Origin of the sequence: Stenotrophomonas indicatrix, assembly GCA_041545745.1 — a bacterium.
GTDB lineage: Bacteria > Pseudomonadota > Gammaproteobacteria > Xanthomonadales > Xanthomonadaceae > Stenotrophomonas > Stenotrophomonas indicatrix_A.
Map to the genome: position 1 here is coordinate 4222780 of CP168152.1, position 14466 is coordinate 4237245.

General features: G+C 66.4%; 18 protein-coding genes and 2 tRNA genes. 9 read left to right on the forward strand and 11 right to left on the reverse strand.

Annotated features, from left to right (window positions below; translation table 11 throughout):
• The first annotated feature begins 16 nt into the window (after nucleotides 1–16).
• Genes ACEF39_RS19195 through ACEF39_RS19205 form a run of 3 tightly spaced genes read left to right on the forward strand, consistent with a single transcriptional unit; the run spans nucleotide 17 to nucleotide 1091 of the window.
• Nucleotides 17–304 carry a CD225/dispanin family protein gene (locus ACEF39_RS19195; RefSeq protein ID WP_089237339.1) on the forward strand — a complete coding sequence of 96 codons (288 nt, stop codon included), beginning with the start codon at nucleotides 17–19 and terminating at the stop codon, nucleotides 302–304.
• A gap of 33 nt (nucleotides 305–337) precedes the next feature.
• Nucleotides 338–622: a CD225/dispanin family protein gene (locus ACEF39_RS19200; RefSeq protein WP_100462178.1), complete on the forward strand. Its 285-nt coding sequence runs from the start codon at nucleotides 338–340 to the stop codon at nucleotides 620–622.
• Between the two features lie 43 nt (nucleotides 623–665).
• Nucleotides 666–1091: a DUF2752 domain-containing protein gene (locus ACEF39_RS19205; protein ID WP_089237343.1), complete on the forward strand. Its 426-nt coding sequence runs from the start codon at nucleotides 666–668 to the stop codon at nucleotides 1089–1091.
• Between the two features lie 475 nt (nucleotides 1092–1566).
• On the opposite strand, the gene ampE is transcribed toward ACEF39_RS19205, so the two are convergent.
• The 5 genes from ampE to ACEF39_RS19230 all read right to left on the reverse strand — a co-directional run bounded on the left by ampE (nucleotide 1567) and on the right by ACEF39_RS19230 (nucleotide 5259).
• Nucleotides 1567–2454 (reverse strand): regulatory signaling modulator protein AmpE, encoded by an 888-nt coding sequence (gene ampE / locus ACEF39_RS19210; protein ID WP_500286225.1) that lies wholly within the window; start codon nucleotides 2452–2454, stop codon nucleotides 1567–1569.
• Nucleotides 2455–2548: 94 nt separating this feature from the next.
• Nucleotides 2549–3481 carry an NAD(+) diphosphatase gene (gene nudC / locus ACEF39_RS19215; RefSeq protein ID WP_500286226.1) on the reverse strand — a complete coding sequence of 311 codons (933 nt, stop codon included), beginning with the start codon at nucleotides 3479–3481 and terminating at the stop codon, nucleotides 2549–2551.
• A 141-nt stretch (nucleotides 3482–3622) separates the two neighbouring features.
• Nucleotides 3623–4015 carry an iron-sulfur cluster insertion protein ErpA gene (erpA, locus tag ACEF39_RS19220; RefSeq protein ID WP_025874631.1) on the reverse strand — a complete coding sequence of 131 codons (393 nt, stop codon included), beginning with the start codon at nucleotides 4013–4015 and terminating at the stop codon, nucleotides 3623–3625.
• A 31-nt stretch (nucleotides 4016–4046) separates the two neighbouring features.
• Nucleotides 4047–4511 carry a bactofilin family protein gene (locus ACEF39_RS19225; RefSeq protein WP_500286227.1) on the reverse strand — a complete coding sequence of 155 codons (465 nt, stop codon included), beginning with the start codon at nucleotides 4509–4511 and terminating at the stop codon, nucleotides 4047–4049.
• Between the two features lie 4 nt (nucleotides 4512–4515).
• Nucleotides 4516–5259: a DUF6776 family protein gene (locus ACEF39_RS19230; protein WP_500286228.1), complete on the reverse strand. Its 744-nt coding sequence runs from the start codon at nucleotides 5257–5259 to the stop codon at nucleotides 4516–4518.
• Between the two features lie 178 nt (nucleotides 5260–5437).
• On the opposite strand from ACEF39_RS19230, the gene ACEF39_RS19235 reads away from it, so the two are divergent.
• From ACEF39_RS19235 to ACEF39_RS19245, 3 genes are read left to right on the forward strand one after another with little or no spacing between them, the layout of a single operon-like run.
• A complete protein-coding gene (locus ACEF39_RS19235) occupies nucleotides 5438–6055 on the forward strand; it encodes a DUF4126 domain-containing protein (RefSeq protein WP_500286229.1) in 618 nt (205 codons plus the stop codon).
• A gap of 44 nt (nucleotides 6056–6099) precedes the next feature.
• The gene (locus tag ACEF39_RS19240) at nucleotides 6100–7998 is read left to right on the forward strand and encodes an EAL domain-containing protein (RefSeq protein WP_500286230.1); all 1899 of its coding nucleotides are present in this window, start codon (nucleotides 6100–6102) and stop codon (nucleotides 7996–7998) included.
• Entirely contained in the window at nucleotides 7999–10203 is a 2205-nt protein-coding gene (locus ACEF39_RS19245; protein WP_500286231.1) for a hybrid sensor histidine kinase/response regulator, read from the forward strand.
• 1 nt (nucleotide 10204) lies between these two features.
• Here ACEF39_RS19245 and bfr read toward each other — a convergent pair whose 3' ends face one another.
• The 3 genes from bfr to ACEF39_RS19260 form a co-directional block, all read right to left on the reverse strand.
• Nucleotides 10205–10675: a bacterioferritin gene (gene bfr / locus ACEF39_RS19250; protein WP_025874625.1), complete on the reverse strand. Its 471-nt coding sequence runs from the start codon at nucleotides 10673–10675 to the stop codon at nucleotides 10205–10207.
• A gap of 140 nt (nucleotides 10676–10815) precedes the next feature.
• Nucleotides 10816–11025, reverse strand: coding sequence for a (2Fe-2S)-binding protein (locus ACEF39_RS19255; protein ID WP_089237360.1), 210 nt, complete (start codon nucleotides 11023–11025; stop codon nucleotides 10816–10818).
• A gap of 108 nt (nucleotides 11026–11133) precedes the next feature.
• Nucleotides 11134–11754, reverse strand: a complete 621-nt coding sequence (locus tag ACEF39_RS19260; RefSeq protein WP_500286232.1) for an RNA pyrophosphohydrolase — start codon at nucleotides 11752–11754, stop codon at nucleotides 11134–11136.
• 121 nt (nucleotides 11755–11875) lie between these two features.
• On the opposite strand from ACEF39_RS19260, the gene ACEF39_RS19265 reads away from it, so the two are divergent.
• Nucleotides 11876–11952: transfer RNA gene (locus ACEF39_RS19265), tRNA-Met, on the forward strand.
• A gap of 52 nt (nucleotides 11953–12004) precedes the next feature.
• Nucleotides 12005–12078: transfer RNA gene (locus ACEF39_RS19270), tRNA-Gln, on the forward strand.
• Between the two features lie 227 nt (nucleotides 12079–12305).
• Here the strand turns inward: ACEF39_RS19270 and rpsI are convergent.
• Together rpsI and rplM are read right to left on the reverse strand one after the other, a co-directional pair.
• Complete coding sequence (rpsI, locus tag ACEF39_RS19275; protein ID WP_005411311.1) at nucleotides 12306–12698, reverse strand: 30S ribosomal protein S9; 393 nt, start codon at nucleotides 12696–12698, stop codon at nucleotides 12306–12308.
• A 2-nt stretch (nucleotides 12699–12700) separates the two neighbouring features.
• A complete protein-coding gene (gene rplM / locus ACEF39_RS19280) occupies nucleotides 12701–13129 on the reverse strand; it encodes a 50S ribosomal protein L13 (protein WP_025874623.1) in 429 nt (142 codons plus the stop codon).
• 197 nt (nucleotides 13130–13326) lie between these two features.
• Between rplM and coq7 the strand changes: the two genes are divergently transcribed.
• A complete protein-coding gene (gene coq7, locus ACEF39_RS19285; RefSeq protein WP_500286233.1) occupies nucleotides 13327–13971 on the forward strand; it encodes a 2-polyprenyl-3-methyl-6-methoxy-1,4-benzoquinone monooxygenase in 645 nt (214 codons plus the stop codon).
• A gap of 72 nt (nucleotides 13972–14043) precedes the next feature.
• Here the strand turns inward: coq7 and ACEF39_RS19290 are convergent, their stop codons facing one another.
• Nucleotides 14044–14364: a DMT family transporter gene (locus ACEF39_RS19290; RefSeq protein WP_025874621.1), complete on the reverse strand. Its 321-nt coding sequence runs from the start codon at nucleotides 14362–14364 to the stop codon at nucleotides 14044–14046.
• Nucleotides 14365–14466 lie beyond the last annotated feature (102 nt).

Consider the following 14466-nt stretch of genomic DNA (forward strand, 5'->3'; position numbering starts at 1 on the left):
GGAATGGAGTCTTGCTTTGAATCAACCGCCACCGCTCAGCCGTCCGGTCTACATCCCCAACCATCTGGTCTGGGCGATCCTGACGACGCTGTTCTGCTGCCTGCCGTTGGGCGTGGTGTCGATCGTGTATGCCGCCCAGGTCGATGGTCGCCGCGCGGCCGGTGACCTGCCGGGGGCCTATAGCGCGTCGCGCAAGGCGGGCTGGTGGGCGGTGGCTTCGGCCGTTGCCCTGCCGGTCCTGTTGCTGTTGTGGTTCGGGCTGTTCGGCGGCTTGGCCGTGCTGGGCGCTCTATCCGACCTTTGATTCACCACCACCACCCATCGAGGAGCTTGAACCATGAACACCAGTACCCCGCAGGTCCCCAACAATCTGGTCTGGGCCATCCTGTCCACCCTGTTCTGCTGCCTGCCGGCCGGCATCGTGTCGATCGTCTACGCCGCCCAGGTCAACGGCAAGCTGGCTGCTGGCGACGTCGCCGGTGCCCGTGATTCGGCCGACAAGGCCAAGAAGTGGGCCATGTGGTCGGCCATCGCCGCCGTCGTCGTCATGGTGCTGTACTTCATCGTGATCATGGCCGTTGGCGGCCTGGGCGCGCTGAGCGGCGGCAACGGCAGCTACTGATGCCCGCGACGGGGTCCGGCCACGCGCCGGATCCCGCTCCCGCATGTCCGCACTTCCCGCGCGTTCCCGCCTGGCCCGCTGGGCTCCGCTGCTGGCCGCTTCCGGCCTGGCTGCGGGTGCCGCCGTGGTCCTGCGCCACGTCAATCCGTATGTCTCCGGCAACCCGCTGCCGGGCTGCCCGCTGTACGCACTGACCGGCTTTTACTGCCCCGGCTGCGGCAGCACGCGCTGCCTGTATTCACTGGTCCACTTCGACCTGCCCGGCGCGATGGCGATGAACCCGTTGCTGGTCATCAGCCTGCCCTTCCTGTTCCTGATGCTGCTCAACATGGCTGGCGTGCGCCCGCGCGTGCTCGACCCGTTGATGCGGGTACTGGCCAGCCCTACGTTCTGGCTGTGGCTGCTGCCCGGCTATGCCGTGCTGCGCAACCTGCCGTGGGCACCGTTCACCGCGCTGGCTCCGGTGTAGTTTCCCGCCAACGGCGCAGCCCCTCGTGGTTGGTCGCTGGAAGCAGAAGCCGTTGGGGTTGGCCGGGCGGGTGGGCTGCGCAGGGGCCGCTGCAAGTACGTCCATGTAAGCTCGGTCGCGCCATCCATGGCGCTTACGCCCCTGCGCAACCCACCCGCCCGGCCACGGACAATTTCCGTGCGCGTCCACCACGGAAAAGAAAGAGAAGATCAAAAGCGGAAGCGGATCGCTTCGCTCTGCATCCACGCATGGCGTGGATCTACCGTGTCGACCAAGGTCGACACCTACCAACAGCCGCCGGAATCTGCTGGGGGTGGGGCGGTGTGGGGCTGCAGGACCGTTGGCGCCATGGATGGGTTCACGGCGTGTCCTGCAGCCCCACACCACCCCGCCCAATCCTCAGCAACCCAGAGCCGCTTTGGCTTTGGCTTTGGCCTCTGCAGGTGCAGGGCTGCAAGCCCTGCAGAAAGAACAACTAGGTCACCCAGCCCGCGATCACCAGCAGAGCCAGCACTGCCAGCCACAGCAGCAGCATCCGCCACACCAGGCTCATCGCATCGCGCAGGTCCGGCAGCCGCTGCCACACCGGCAACAGACCGGCTTCGGTGTAATCGTGGGCATCTTCGCGCAACTCGGCATGGACGCTGGCACGCGCCACCGCGCCCAGGAAACCAATGTCGCCGGCCAAGCGCTCACCATGCGCCTGGCGCCATGCCTTCCAGGCCGTGTCGAAGTTGCCGACCAGGGCCATCGAGAACGCCATCAACTGGGCAACGGGCCATTCAATCCAGCCCAGCAACCGCTGCGCCAGCGCCAGCGGCTCCACCGGCACTCGCGCCCGCATCGGGCTTTCCGCCATCAATGCCAGCAGGCGATAACCGAGCGCACCCACCGGGCCCAGCAGCAGGAACCAGAACAGCACCGCGAACCAGCGCCGCAGCGCGTTGAGCACGGTCGCCTCGACCAGTGAAGGAACATCCTCGCGCAGGCTGCCACCGGCTGACTGCAGGTTGCGTACTGCCGCCTGCCGGGTCGGCGCGTCGTCGGCATCGATGATCGCTTCGATGTCGCGGTCCAGGTCCCGTGGACCCCAGCACCAGGCCAGCACGGCCACGCCCAGCAGCAGCGCCGGCAGGCCGAACAGCACCCCGCGCAGCAGCCAGGCGACCAACGCCATCAGCAGCAGTGACGGTACGATCGCCAGCGCCACGCCGGCGGCCCCCTGCCAGGCCCGACCACCGTGCGCGTCCAGCCAGCCCAGCCAGCGCCGGAAGCCGTCGAAACGGCGCAGCGACGCGGCAGCGGCCGGGGCGACATGGCCAAGGGCCAGTGCCACCAACACGGCGACCAGGGTGGTGAACATGGCAGGTCTCCCTACGAGCAAGCGTTCGGCGTCGCTACCTTACCTGTCGCAGCGTCGCCGTCAGCGGTGAACCGTACTGTAACCGGCAGCGTGTTCAGGTGGCGGCAATGCTGGCGCCGCCGGATGCCGGTTGCTGGCGGTACCAATGCTCGATCAGGCTCCGCGAAATGGAGATCGGCGGCGACAGACGAATGCCTTCACCATCGTCCTCGACGTCACGCGCAAGGGCCGCTCCAACCTCCTCGGCACTGAACCAGCGCGCGTCTTCCAGCTCGCCATCCACGGTCGGCACATCGTCCTGTGCTTGCGCCCGGAAACCGATCATCAATGCACCGGGGAACGGCCAGGGCTGGGAGCCCAGGTACTGACAGGCGGTCACCCGTACCTTGCTCTCTTCGTGCACTTCGCGCGCTACGGTCTGCTCGAAGGTCTCGCCAGGCTCGACAAAGCCGGCCAACACCGAATAGCGGCGCGGCGCCCAGTTGGACTGGCGGCCCAGCAACAGCCGTCCCTGGTTTTCCACGGCGACGATCACTGCCGGATCGACGCGCGGGTAGTGCTCGGTCGCGCACTGCGGGCAGCGGCCGACGAAGCCACCACGAGCGAACGCCACGGCCGTGCCGCAGACGCCGCAGAAGCGGGTACGCGATTGCCAGTAGGACATGCCGCGGGCGTAGCTGAAGGCGGTCGCATCGGCCACGGTCCACAGCAGTGCGGCCTGGCGCAGATCGAGCCGGCGTGGCGCGGTGACGGTCACGCTGGCAGCTTCCACCGAGAACCAGGCCTGCTCACCACGCAGGCCGAGGAAGATCGCGACACCGGGCCCGCCACCGACATCAGCGCCGGTCAGCGCCAGCGGCTGGTCGTCATCACCGGTGAAGGCGGTGCCGTCCTGGTCCAGGACAAGAATGCGCGCATCGGGCCACAGGCGCGCCAGAGCATCGGCATCTTCGCGCATGGCATCGGCGCGCTCCAACGGTTCACCCACGAAGGCAAAACCGGAAAGCGGCGAAGGAGAAGTGAGCATCCAGCTAGCCTGCCGCCAATCGATGCAGGTGGCAAGCCGCAGACTTTGCGGAAACCCGCCTGTGGGTGCAGGAAAAGCCATCCACGCATGGCGTGGATCTACCGAAGGCACCGCGCGGGGCGCATGCCCCACGCCCTGCAATTACATGCTGAAACTGCTGCCGCAGCCGCAGGTGGTCTTGGCGTTCGGATTGCGGATCACGAACTGCGCACCGGTCAGGCTCTCGGTGTAATCCACCTCGGCGCCCATCAGGTACTGCAGGCTGAGCGGATCGACCAGCAGGGTGACCCCGCTGGTCTGCACCGCCAGGTCATCGCCGGCACGGTTCTCATCGAACTCGAACCCATACTGGAAGCCCGAACAGCCACCGCCCTCGATGTACACACGCAACGACAGGTCGGGGTTGCCCTCGTCCTGGATCAGTTCCTTGACCTTGGCCGCAGCGGCCTCGGTGAAGTTCAGCGGCCGATCCAGCGACTGGTAGTCGGGCGCGGCGGCCGGCGTGGCGCCGGGGAGGGAGACGAGCGTGTTCATGGGCTCAGCATGGGGGCGCAGGCGATGGCTTTCAAGCCATCGCCTCGGCCAGCTTGCGGCGTGCCGCAGTGTCGCCCTTGCCATCAGCGGCGTCCCCGCTCTCCGGGGCTGGCAGGGCCTGCATCGGGGCGCTGGCATGGATCAGCCGGCCGTTCAGCTGGGCACCCGCGTTCATTTCCACCACCTGGTAGTGAACGTTGCCGTTGACCCGGGCGCTCGGGGTCAGTTCGACCTTCTCGGTGGCATGCACATCGCCGTCCAGGCGGCCACTGATGACCACCACCTGGGCGCGGATCTCGCCTTCGATCACGCCATGCTCGGCGAGGGTCAGGGTCGCCGCGCTGGCGCCCTCCTGGGCAATCACCTTGCCGTGGATGCGACCTTCCACGTACAAGCCACCACTGAATTCCACATCGCCACGGATCACCACCTGGTTGCCGATCAGGGCATCCACCACCAGTTGGCCATCACGGCTGGATTTGCTGCTTCCGAACATCTGCCTACTCCCCTTTGCTGGCCGGTGCGCCGGCCTGTTTCCAGTCGAATACCTGCGTGGTGCCCCCCGCACCACTCCCCAATGTCACCTTCACCCGTTGCGGGGTGAAGTCAGCCGGCAGCATCACGCTGCCGGTGAGCTGCTGGAAGTACCGGAACGAGTAATCCTGTCCCGGCACCTTGCTGCGCTGGTGCAGCTCGTCCCAGCTGATGGTGGCCAGCTTGCCGTTCTTTACGCCTTCCACCGTGAAACGCATCTGCCCCTGGCTGATCGCGCCCCGGTTGAGGTTCTGGGTCAGCACCACGCTGTACTGCCAGGTGCCGGCCGATTCCGGGCTGAATTCAATCGAATGGGTGTTCAGGCCTTTGCGCTGGCTGGTCGAGCCCACCAGACGCTCGTAGAAGGCAACGTCAGCGCGCAGGCCGGCGATCTCTTCATCGCGCTCGGCCAGTGAAGACTGCACCTCATTGTTGGCGGCGCGGCTGATGCGGTCCGACGCTTCCAGCGTCGCCTGCTTCTGCCGCAGTTCGGTCAGCTGGGTCTGCAGCGCATCGGCCCGCTTCTCGGCAACCTGCACGCGCTGGCCCTGTTCACCGCGCGGCGCGCCCAGCCAGCAGCCCCCCAGCACCGCAAGCACCAGGCTGAGCAGCCAGATGCCCGCGATCACCAGCAGGCGACGGCGGTCGGCAGGTGGTTGCCGGGCACCGGGAAGGCGGACCTGCACACGCATGGGAGGGCGGTTGTTCATGGGTAGTCTCCGTGGCATCGCAATGGCGACGCCAGTACGGCCCCTGGGGCAAACGACGGGCTAGTGTATGACAGGAACGACAGGTTTCCCCGGTGCCGGCCGGCACCGGGCGGTGGCATTCAGCCACTCCATCGTCGATAGTGTGGCACCCCGCACAGTTCCGCCGCCGGAGCCCGCCATGACCGAAGCCCACCTGTTCGTGATCGGCATCCTGCTGGCCTGGCTGGCCGGCATCCGTGTCTACCTCACCGTATTCGGCGTCGGCATCGCCGGCCTGCTCGGCTGGGTCGACCTGCCACCGGCACTGCAGGCCACCGAGTCGTGGTGGGTGCTGGGCACGTCGGCGGCGCTGGCCGTCGCCGAATTCTTCGCAGACAAGATTCCCGGCGTGGATTCCGCCTGGGACCTTGTGCAGACCCTGGCGCGCGTACCCGCCGGCGCCTTCCTCGCGGCAGCGACATTGTCGCCAGATGGCGACCTGGGCACCGGTGCACTGGTGGCGGGCGCGGGTGTTGCACTGGCCAGCCATGGCCTGAAGGCCGGCACCCGCGCCCTGCTCAACACCTCACCGGAACCGGCCAGCAACTGGATCGCCTCGGCGGCCGAAGATACCGTGGTAATCGGCGGGTTGGCGCTCGCGCTGGCGCATCCATGGATCGCGCTGGTGGTGGTGCTGGCCTGCAGTCTGGCCGGTGCATTGCTGGTCTGGCTGGTCTGGCGCACATTGTGGAAGAGCGTGCGCTGGCTGGCACGTGGTGGCAGCGACGACGGACAACGGCAACCCGGTACCGGCTGATCGGCGGGCTTGTCGCATAATGGCGGCGAACACCAGGAGCATCGATGGCCGCAAACGAATCCGCCACGGGCCCCCGCCCGGGACGCGCTGAAACCCCTCCGGCCGATCATTGGCAACGTTGGGCCGCACCCTTGGCTGCGGCGGCGCCTGCCGAGGCACCGTCGTCAACGACCGTGCAGGTGCCGGCCTCGTCAGCGCCCAGCGACGGTGCCCGACTGGCTGCTCCGCCGCCCCTGCCCTCCGCCGCAGCACTGCCAGAGGCGGGCAACAGTGACATGGCGCCTGTCGACGCCGACTCGCCCTACCGCGTGCTGATCGTCGAAGACGACCGTGCCCAGGCGCTGTTCGCACAAAGCGTGCTGCATGGCGCTGGCATGCAGGCGATCGTGCTCGGCGATGCCGATGGCGTGCAGCAGGCCATCCGCGAACAACGCCCAGACCTGATCCTGATGGATCTGCACCTGCCCGGGCTGGATGGCATGCGGCTGACCGCGATGATCCGCCAGCAGCCCGGCATGCAGTTGCTACCGATCGTATTCCTCAGCGGCGACCCGGACCCGGAGCGCCAGTTCGAAGTGCTCGACTGCGGCGCCGACGATTACCTGAGCAAGCCGATCCGGCCGCGCCACCTGATCGCCGCGGTAGCCAACCGTATCCGCCGCGCACGCGCGCAGGCCGCGACCCTGCCGGGTGCCAACGGCGCACCGGCGACCAGCAACCCGGAAACCGGGCTGCCCACGCGCCACCACGTGCTGCAGCAACTCAACGCAACGCTTGCCCAGCACGAACGCGGTGGCGTGTTCTTCGTCGAAATCTCCAGCGCGCTGGGCCTGCGCGAGCGCTACGGCTACGCGGCCTTCGAGCGGCTGATGGTGCAGGCCGGGCAACGTCTTGCCGAGGCCGGCCATCCGCATCTGCTGGCACGCCTGAACGACAACAGCTTCCTGCTGCTTGCCCGCAACACCGATGAGGACAGCCTGGAAGCGATCGCCGGCACCCTGCGCGAGCAGCTGTCCGCGCGCGCCTTCGTGATCCGCGACGACGAATCGGTGCACCTGCGCGGTGTGGTCGGCTACGCGCCGCTGTCGCCGGGTTTCGACGATGCCAGCAGCGCCTTGGAAGCGGTCGAACGCACCACCCTGCAGGCGCGCCTGCTCAGCGCCGGCGTGGCGGGCCACGTGCATCGCCAGGTGACCACCGAGCAGGAGCACCTGGCGTTGCTGGAAGGCCAGCTGGAGCTCGCTTACCAGCCGATCGTCGCCGTCGCCGGCGGCAGCAGCGCGCAGTACCAGCTGCTGCTGCGCCTGCGCCAGGCCGATGGCAGCGTGCTGACCGCCGGTCAGGTCATTCCCGCAGCCGAAGCCGCCGGCCGCATCGCCGATCTTGACCAGCAGGTACTGGAACATGCGATGGGCCTGCTCGACCTGTATCGCCATGCCACCCAACCGCTGAACCTGTTCGTCTCGCAGTCGCTGCGTACCCTGCAGCGCGATGCCTTCGCTGACTGGCTGCTGGAATCGCTGCAGCAACGTCGCCTGCCCGGCAGCGCGCTGGTGATCGACGTGCGCCTGCCCGACGCGCTGATCCACACCGTGCCGTTGCAGCAGTTCTGCCAGCGCATGGCCAGCGTTGGCGTGCGCTTCTGCCTGAGCCAGTTCGAACCAGGCAGCGAAGCCCTTGCCCTGCTCACCCAGCTGCCGTTGTCGTTCGTGCGCATGGCCGCACGCTTCTCCAGCAGCCACTCCAACCCGGATACGCGCGAAGAACTGCGCCGATCGATCGAGCAGGCGCATGCAGCCGGCCTGCTGATCATCGGCCAGCAGATCGAGGATCCGCAGGCAGCGGCCGCGATGTGGGTCGGCGGTGTCGATTACATCCAGGGCAACATGGTGCAGTCGGCCGGCAGCGACCTGAACTTCGACTTCCACAACGCGGTGCTCTGAGTGTCATCGACGGTTGCGCTGCTGGCGGTGCTGGCCCTGGCCATCATCGCCCCGCTGGTACTGGGTCTGCGGTTGCGTTCGCGCAATCGCACGCTGGCGGCACTGCAGCGCGACCGCATCACCCTCATCAGCGAGCGTGACCAGCTGCGGCGTACCACCGAACGCCAGGGCCAGCTGGAACATCAGCTGCTGCAGGCCAAGCAGGCGGCCGAAGCGGCCGTGCTGGCCAAGGGCGAGTTCCTGGCCACCATGAGCCACGAGATCCGCACGCCACTCAATGGCATCCTGCCGATGCTGGAGCTGATCGCCCGTGGTCCGCTCGGCGAGGACCAGCGGCAGATGCTGGCTACCGCCTCGGCCAGCTCGCAGCAGCTGCTGCGCATCGTCGATGACATCCTCGACTACTCGCGACTGGAAGCACAGGCACTGGAACTGGAGATCACCAGCTTCAACCTGCGCGAACTGCTCGACGGCGTGGTGCAGCTGCTGCAGCGCGCCGCCGAAGCCAAAGGCCTGACACTGAGTCTGCAACTGGATCCGGCCGTGCGCCTGCCGGTACGCGGCGACCCCGTGCGCCTGCGTCAGGTGCTGGGCAACCTGCTGGCCAACGCCATCAAGTTCACCGCACGTGGCCAGGTGCAGCTGCGCGTGCAGCGGCTGGGCGAAGGCCCCGCCCAGCACCAGTTGCGTTTCGAAGTGATCGACACCGGCATCGGCATCGATGAGGCCCAGCAGGCGCGGCTGTTCCAGTCCTTCAGTCAGGCCGACGCGTCCACCACACGCATCTACGGCGGCACCGGCCTGGGCCTGGCCATCTGCAAGCGCATCACCGACCTGATGCATGGCGACATCGGCGTGCGTTCCACCCCGGGACAGGGTGCAACCTTCTGGTTCGAAATACCGCTGCTGAAGGTCCCCGGCGATCTGCCGGCACTGGCACGCTCGCCGGCAGCGCTGCTGCTGTACACCGCCGATGCGCAGCTGCAGCCACGCGTCGAGCGCATCGCCGCACACCACGGCCTGCAGGTACAGCTGCTGGCCAGCATCGATGACGCAATGGAACGCCTGCGCGCAGCGCCACGTCCCGGCCAGAGCACGCCGGCATGGCTGCTGATCGACGCCCGCCATCGCCGCAATGGCGAGGCGGCCCTGCAGCGGGCCCTGGCCGAGCGCGGTGCCGACGACACTCTGCAGGTGCTGTGGCTGCAGGACGATCCGGTTGCACCCCGTCCTCGCCAGCAGCAGCTGCACAGCTCATTCAACGATGCCGCCCTGCACGCGCTGCTGGCACAGCCAACGGCCACCGCGCGTCCAGCAGCGCTGCTGGCCAACGCCGAAGACGCGCAGCCAGCCGCGACGTTGCCGTCATTGGATCTGCGTGTCCTGCTGGTCGAGGACAATACGGTCAACCGGATGGTGGCCGAGCACCTGCTGCGGGTCTTCCAGTGCCAGGTGCGCAACGCCGCCGACGGCGAGCAGGCGCTCGCACTGCTGCGCGAAGGCGGAATCGACGTCGTGCTGATGGATTGCCAGATGCCGGTGCTCGACGGCTACGGCGCAACACAGCGCTGGCGCAGGGAGGAGGCCGAAGCGGGGCGCACGCGGTTGCCTATCATCGCGATGACCGCCAACGCCATGGCCGGTGATCGCGAGCGCTGCCTGCAGGCGGGCATGGACGACTATCTGTCCAAGCCGATCACGCGTGAAGCGCTGCATGCATTGCTGCAACGTTGGGGCCGGGTATCCGCGGATCGCGGACATGCAGCGCTGCCGGAACCTTTGCCATTGCCCGCAGCGCCGAGCGCGCTCGACGGCGAAAGCCCGCGTGATGACCAAGCACGCTCGACCCCGATTCCACAGCTGGTGCTTGATCGCAGCGTGCTGGATGAGCTGCACGCGGTGATCGGCGATGCCGCTGCGCAGATCGTGGCAGTGTTCCTGGAAGACGCACCGCAGTTGGTGCAGCAGCTGCAGCAGGCGGCACAGGGCAACGATATCGAACGCCTGCAGGCGCTGTCGCACAGCCTGAAATCCTCCAGCGCCAACGTTGGTGCGCTGTCGCTGTCAGCAGTGGCGCGACGGATAGAACACGAAGCCCGCAGCGGCAGCCTGCAGCGCCCTGCCGTGGCAGTGGCGCTGCTGGTGGCGGAGTTCGCCCGCGCGCGTGTGGCGCTGACCGGCTACCTCGCCGGCCAGGCCCGCTGAATCACTCTTCGAGCTTGCTCAGCAGGTACTTCGGCTCACCGATGCGCTCGATCAGCTCCAGCTGGGTTTCCAGCCAGTCGATGTGCTCTTCCTCGGAGTCGAGGATCTTCACGAACAGTTGGCGGCTGACGTAGTCGCCGACCGAATCGGCGTAGGCCACGGCCTCGCGCAGGGTGACCACGCCGTCGCGTTCCAGCGACAGATCGCACTGCAGGATCTCGGTCGGGTTCTCACCGATGCGCAGCTTGCCCAGCGCCTGGAAATTCGGCAGGCCTTCGAGGAACAGGATGCGATCGGCGAGCATGTCGGCATGCTTCATTTCCTCGATCGATTCCTTGTACTCGTGTTCGGCCAGTTCCTTGATGCCCCAGTTCTTCAGCATCTTGGCGTGCAGGAAGTACTGGTTGATCGCGGTCAGCTCGTTGTAGAGGACCTTGTTGAGGAATTCGATGACCTTGGTGTCGCCCTTCATGGGAATGCTCCTGCACGCTGAAATCGCGGGCACTGTAACGCCTTGTGCGCGCGCGTGAAGGAACGCGAATCGTGCGCATTGGCCGCTGTGACCAGCAATGAAGATCAGGAGAACGCAGCGTCAACGCGCCGCGAAACGACTCAGGCGACCTGCGCCAGACCCAGTACCGGCAACGGCAGATCGTGCGTGGCACGTGCCTTGGCCAGCAGGTCGCCGGCCATGTCCAGGCAGGAACCGCAGGTGGCGCCGCATCCGGTACGCATGGTCAGCTCGGCCACCGACGTGACGCCATGGCTGGCGGCTTCGCGGATCTGGTGGTCGGTAACACCGTTGCAGATGCAGACGTACACAGGCGGGAACCAGGGCAACAGGCCAGTAGCGGCCTGGTCACTATTCCAATGGAAACGAGAATGGTTGTCAATCAGAGACCTGAACCATTCTCGATACCGTTCAGCCCGTCAGGTGACCGGACCCTCGCCCTGCGCCTTCTTCGGCCAGTACCCGTGGCTGCGGGGCCGCTTGCGCGGCCGCTCGTGGCCGGCGGCATGGCCTGGCATCCAGGCCTCGGCAGCGCTCTTGGGCATGGCACTGATGCCGTGCCCCGCCACTCCCTGGGCCAAGGGCGCCAGATGTCGCAGGGCGCGCGCATAGACGCCACGCTTGAACACCACCACATGCTCCACCGGATACCAGAAGTCGACCCAGCGCCAATGATCGAACTCGGGCGAGTCGGTATGGTCCAGGCTGACGTGGGCCTCGTCACCGGTCAGGCGCAGCAGGAACCAGACCTGCTTCTGGCCGATGCAGACCTGGCGTTCATTGCGGCGGATGGCACGCGCCGGCAGCTTGTAGCGCAGCCAACCCGGTGTCGCCCCGAGCACTTCAACGTGCTCCGGCAACAGCCCGGTCTCTTCCTGCAGTTCACGATACATGGCCTCGACAGGCGTCTCGTCGGTGTTCATGCCACCCTGCGGGAACTGCCAGCCATCCCGGCGCACACGTCGTGCCCAGAACACCTGTCCGTCCTGCCGCATCAGCACGATGCCGACGTTCGGTCGATAGCCGTCCGGATCGATCACGATGCGGACTCCTAAGAAAATCTACTGGTTGGGACTATCCCATGCCGTCTGTCGGGCCACAAGCACGATACAAAGGTGTTGACAGTCCTTGTACACATCAGCAGAATAGCGGGCTCACCAAGGCTATGTAGCTCAGCCGGTTAGAGCACAGCACTCATAATGCTGGGGTCGGTGGTTCGAGTCCACCCATAGCCACCACGTTGAAGTTGTTTTTCAATGTGAAAAGTGAGAAAATAGTTACACGTTACATTGCCCCTTAGCCAAGCGGTAAGGCACCTGACTCTGACTCAGGCATCGGTGGTTCGAATCCATCAGGGGCAGCCAAATTAAATGCAAAAGGCCAGATCGAAAGATCTGGCCTTTTGCGTTTAATCTGGTCACGCATTCCACGCCCCACCTTCGCCCGCCGCGCGCACCTGGAACAGGTAGTGCCGGCCGCTGGCCGGCAACCTCGAAATGCACACCGCCAGAACGACAAAAGCCCGGCCGAAGCCGGGCTTTTGCGTTTCCAACCAGCGGGCTCCCGAAGGAGCCCAACCAGGCGCAGCAGATCAGCGCTTGGAGAACTGGGTGGCGCGGCGGGCCTTGTGCAGACCGACCTTCTTACGTTCGACTTCGCGGGCGTCGCGGGTCATGAAGCCAGCCTTGCGCAGCTCGGACTTCAGGGTTTCGTCGTACTCGACCAGAGCACGGGCGATGCCCAGACGGATCGCACCGGCCTGGCCGGTGGTGCCGCCGCCAGCGGCGGTGACCAGGATGTCGAAGCTCTCGGTGTTCTTGGTCAGCTCGAGCGGCTGGCGCACGATCATGCGAGCGGTCTCACGGCCGAAGAACTCGTCCAGCGGACGACCATTGACGGTGATGTTGCCCGAACCCTTGCGCAGGAACACGCGAGCGGTGGAGGACTTGCGGCGGCCAGTGCCGTAGTTTTGAGTGATAGCCATGATTAGATATCCAGAACCTGCGGCTGCTGTGCGGCGTGCGGATGCTCAGTGCCGGCGTAGACCTTGAGCTTGCGGTACATCTGGCGACCCAGCGTGCCCTTCGGCAGCATGCCCTTGACGGCGGTCTCGATCACGCGCTCCGGGTGGCGCTCAAGCGCCTGGGCGAGGGATTCGGTCTTCAGGTTGCCGATGTAACCGGTGAAACGGTGATACATCTTGTCCTGCAGCTTCTTGCCGGTGACGACAATCTTTTCTGCATTGATGACGACCAGGTAGTCGCCGGTATCAACGTGCGGGGTGTAGACCGGCTTGTGCTTGCCACGCAGACGGCGGGCCAGCTCGGTGCAGAGACGGCCCAGGGTCTTGCCCTCGGCGTCGACGAGGTACCAGTCGCGCTGGACGGTCTCGTTCTTGGCAGTGAAAGTGCTCATGAAGAACTCTTGGTTAGGTCGGGCTCATTGCGGCGAAGGACTCGCCGGAACTCTGCCACGCGTTGTGAAAGGTGGAGCGTAAGGGGCGGCATTGTACGCAGCTTGGCTGGCGGGTGCAAGCCGGCTTCCGCCCCGGGTTGGCAGGGGGCCGGGGCCGGGCGAGAATCAGGGCCTCCCCCGCTCCACGCCGTGCCGCCATGACCGTGCTTCGCCAGACCACCCCGCTGGACCATCTGCTGACCGAGGCGCAGCGCGCTCTGGACACGGTGTTCGGCAACCCGCCGGCCAGCCGCCCTTATCCGGCCATGGACACCGGCGAGCCGGGCATGGACAGCGCGCAGCGTCGCCACGCGGCCGGGCTGATGCGGATCAACCATGTCGGCGAGGTCTGCGCCCAGGGCCTGTATTTCGGCCAGGCCGCAGTGGCGCGCGATCCGGCGACCCGCGAACATCTGCTGGAGGCGGCCCAGGAAGAGACCGATCACCTGGCGTGGTGCGCCACCCGCCTGGGCGAGTTGGACAGCCGCCCGAGCCTGTTCAATCCGCTCTGGTACGCCGGCAGCTACACCATCGGCACCCTGGCCGGGCTGCGTGGCGATGGCTGGAACCTGGGTTTCGTGGTCGAGACCGAGCGCCAGGTGGAAGCCCATCTGGACGAACACCTGGTCGACCTGCCGGCCGGCGACCTGCGCAGCCGCGCGGTCATCCGGGTGATGAAGGAAGACGAGGCCCGGCATGCCGAACATGCCGAACAGGCCGGCGCACGCCGCCTGCCGTTCCCGATTCCCGGCGCGATGGCGCTGGCCTCCAGGGTGATGAAGACCATTGCCTACCGCATTTGAGGGGGAGCCCCCACCAACGGTGTGGGCCTACCAGATCACACGGTGGGGCCCGACCGTTGGTCGGGCCACCTTTCAGTTGGGCGACACCAGCTTCAGGCCGATCACACCGGCCACGATCAGGCCCACGCAGGCCAGGCGTGCCGGCGAGGCGCTGTCGTTGAACAGATAGATGCCCAGCACCGTCACGCCCATGGCGCCGATGCCAGTCCAGATCGCATAAGCCGTGCCGACCGGAATGTTCTTCATCGCCTGGCTCATCAGGTACAGGCTGATCAGCGCCGACACCACCGTCAGGGCGGTCGGCACGGGTTTGCTGAAACCTTCGGAGTACTTCATTCCAAGGGCGAATCCGATCTCGAACAGACCGGCCAGCAGCAGATAGATCCAGGGCATGGGTGGGGGCTCCTTACCTTTTTGAGAAAAACGAAACGGCCCGGTGTTTTCACACCGGGCCGTAGGTCGGTACATCGCCGTGGAACTGAAGATTGCGCCAAG

Coding starts and splice junctions, on each gene's coding strand:
- ACEF39_RS19200 (WP_100462178.1), top strand. CDS start 338: ATGAACACCAGTACCCCGCAGGTCCCCAACAATCTGGTCTGGGCCATC.
- ACEF39_RS19205 (WP_089237343.1), top strand. CDS start 666: ATGTCCGCACTTCCCGCGCGTTCCCGCCTGGCCCGCTGGGCTCCGCTG.
- ampE (WP_500286225.1), bottom strand. CDS start 2,454: ATGTTCACCACCCTGGTCGCCGTGTTGGTGGCACTGGCCCTTGGCCAT.
- nudC (WP_500286226.1), bottom strand. CDS start 3,481: ATGCTCACTTCTCCTTCGCCGCTTTCCGGTTTTGCCTTCGTGGGTGAA.
- erpA (WP_025874631.1), bottom strand. CDS start 4,015: ATGAACACGCTCGTCTCCCTCCCCGGCGCCACGCCGGCCGCCGCGCCC.
- ACEF39_RS19225 (WP_500286227.1), bottom strand. CDS start 4,511: ATGTTCGGAAGCAGCAAATCCAGCCGTGATGGCCAACTGGTGGTGGAT.
- ACEF39_RS19230 (WP_500286228.1), bottom strand. CDS start 5,259: ATGAACAACCGCCCTCCCATGCGTGTGCAGGTCCGCCTTCCCGGTGCC.
- ACEF39_RS19235 (WP_500286229.1), top strand. CDS start 5,438: ATGACCGAAGCCCACCTGTTCGTGATCGGCATCCTGCTGGCCTGGCTG.
- ACEF39_RS19240 (WP_500286230.1), top strand. CDS start 6,100: ATGGCCGCAAACGAATCCGCCACGGGCCCCCGCCCGGGACGCGCTGAA.
- bfr (WP_025874625.1), bottom strand. CDS start 10,675: ATGAAGGGCGACACCAAGGTCATCGAATTCCTCAACAAGGTCCTCTAC.
- rpsI (WP_005411311.1), bottom strand. CDS start 12,698: ATGGCTATCACTCAAAACTACGGCACTGGCCGCCGCAAGTCCTCCACC.
- rplM (WP_025874623.1), bottom strand. CDS start 13,129: ATGAGCACTTTCACTGCCAAGAACGAGACCGTCCAGCGCGACTGGTAC.
- coq7 (WP_500286233.1), top strand. CDS start 13,327: ATGACCGTGCTTCGCCAGACCACCCCGCTGGACCATCTGCTGACCGAG.
- ACEF39_RS19290 (WP_025874621.1), bottom strand. CDS start 14,364: ATGCCCTGGATCTATCTGCTGCTGGCCGGTCTGTTCGAGATCGGATTC.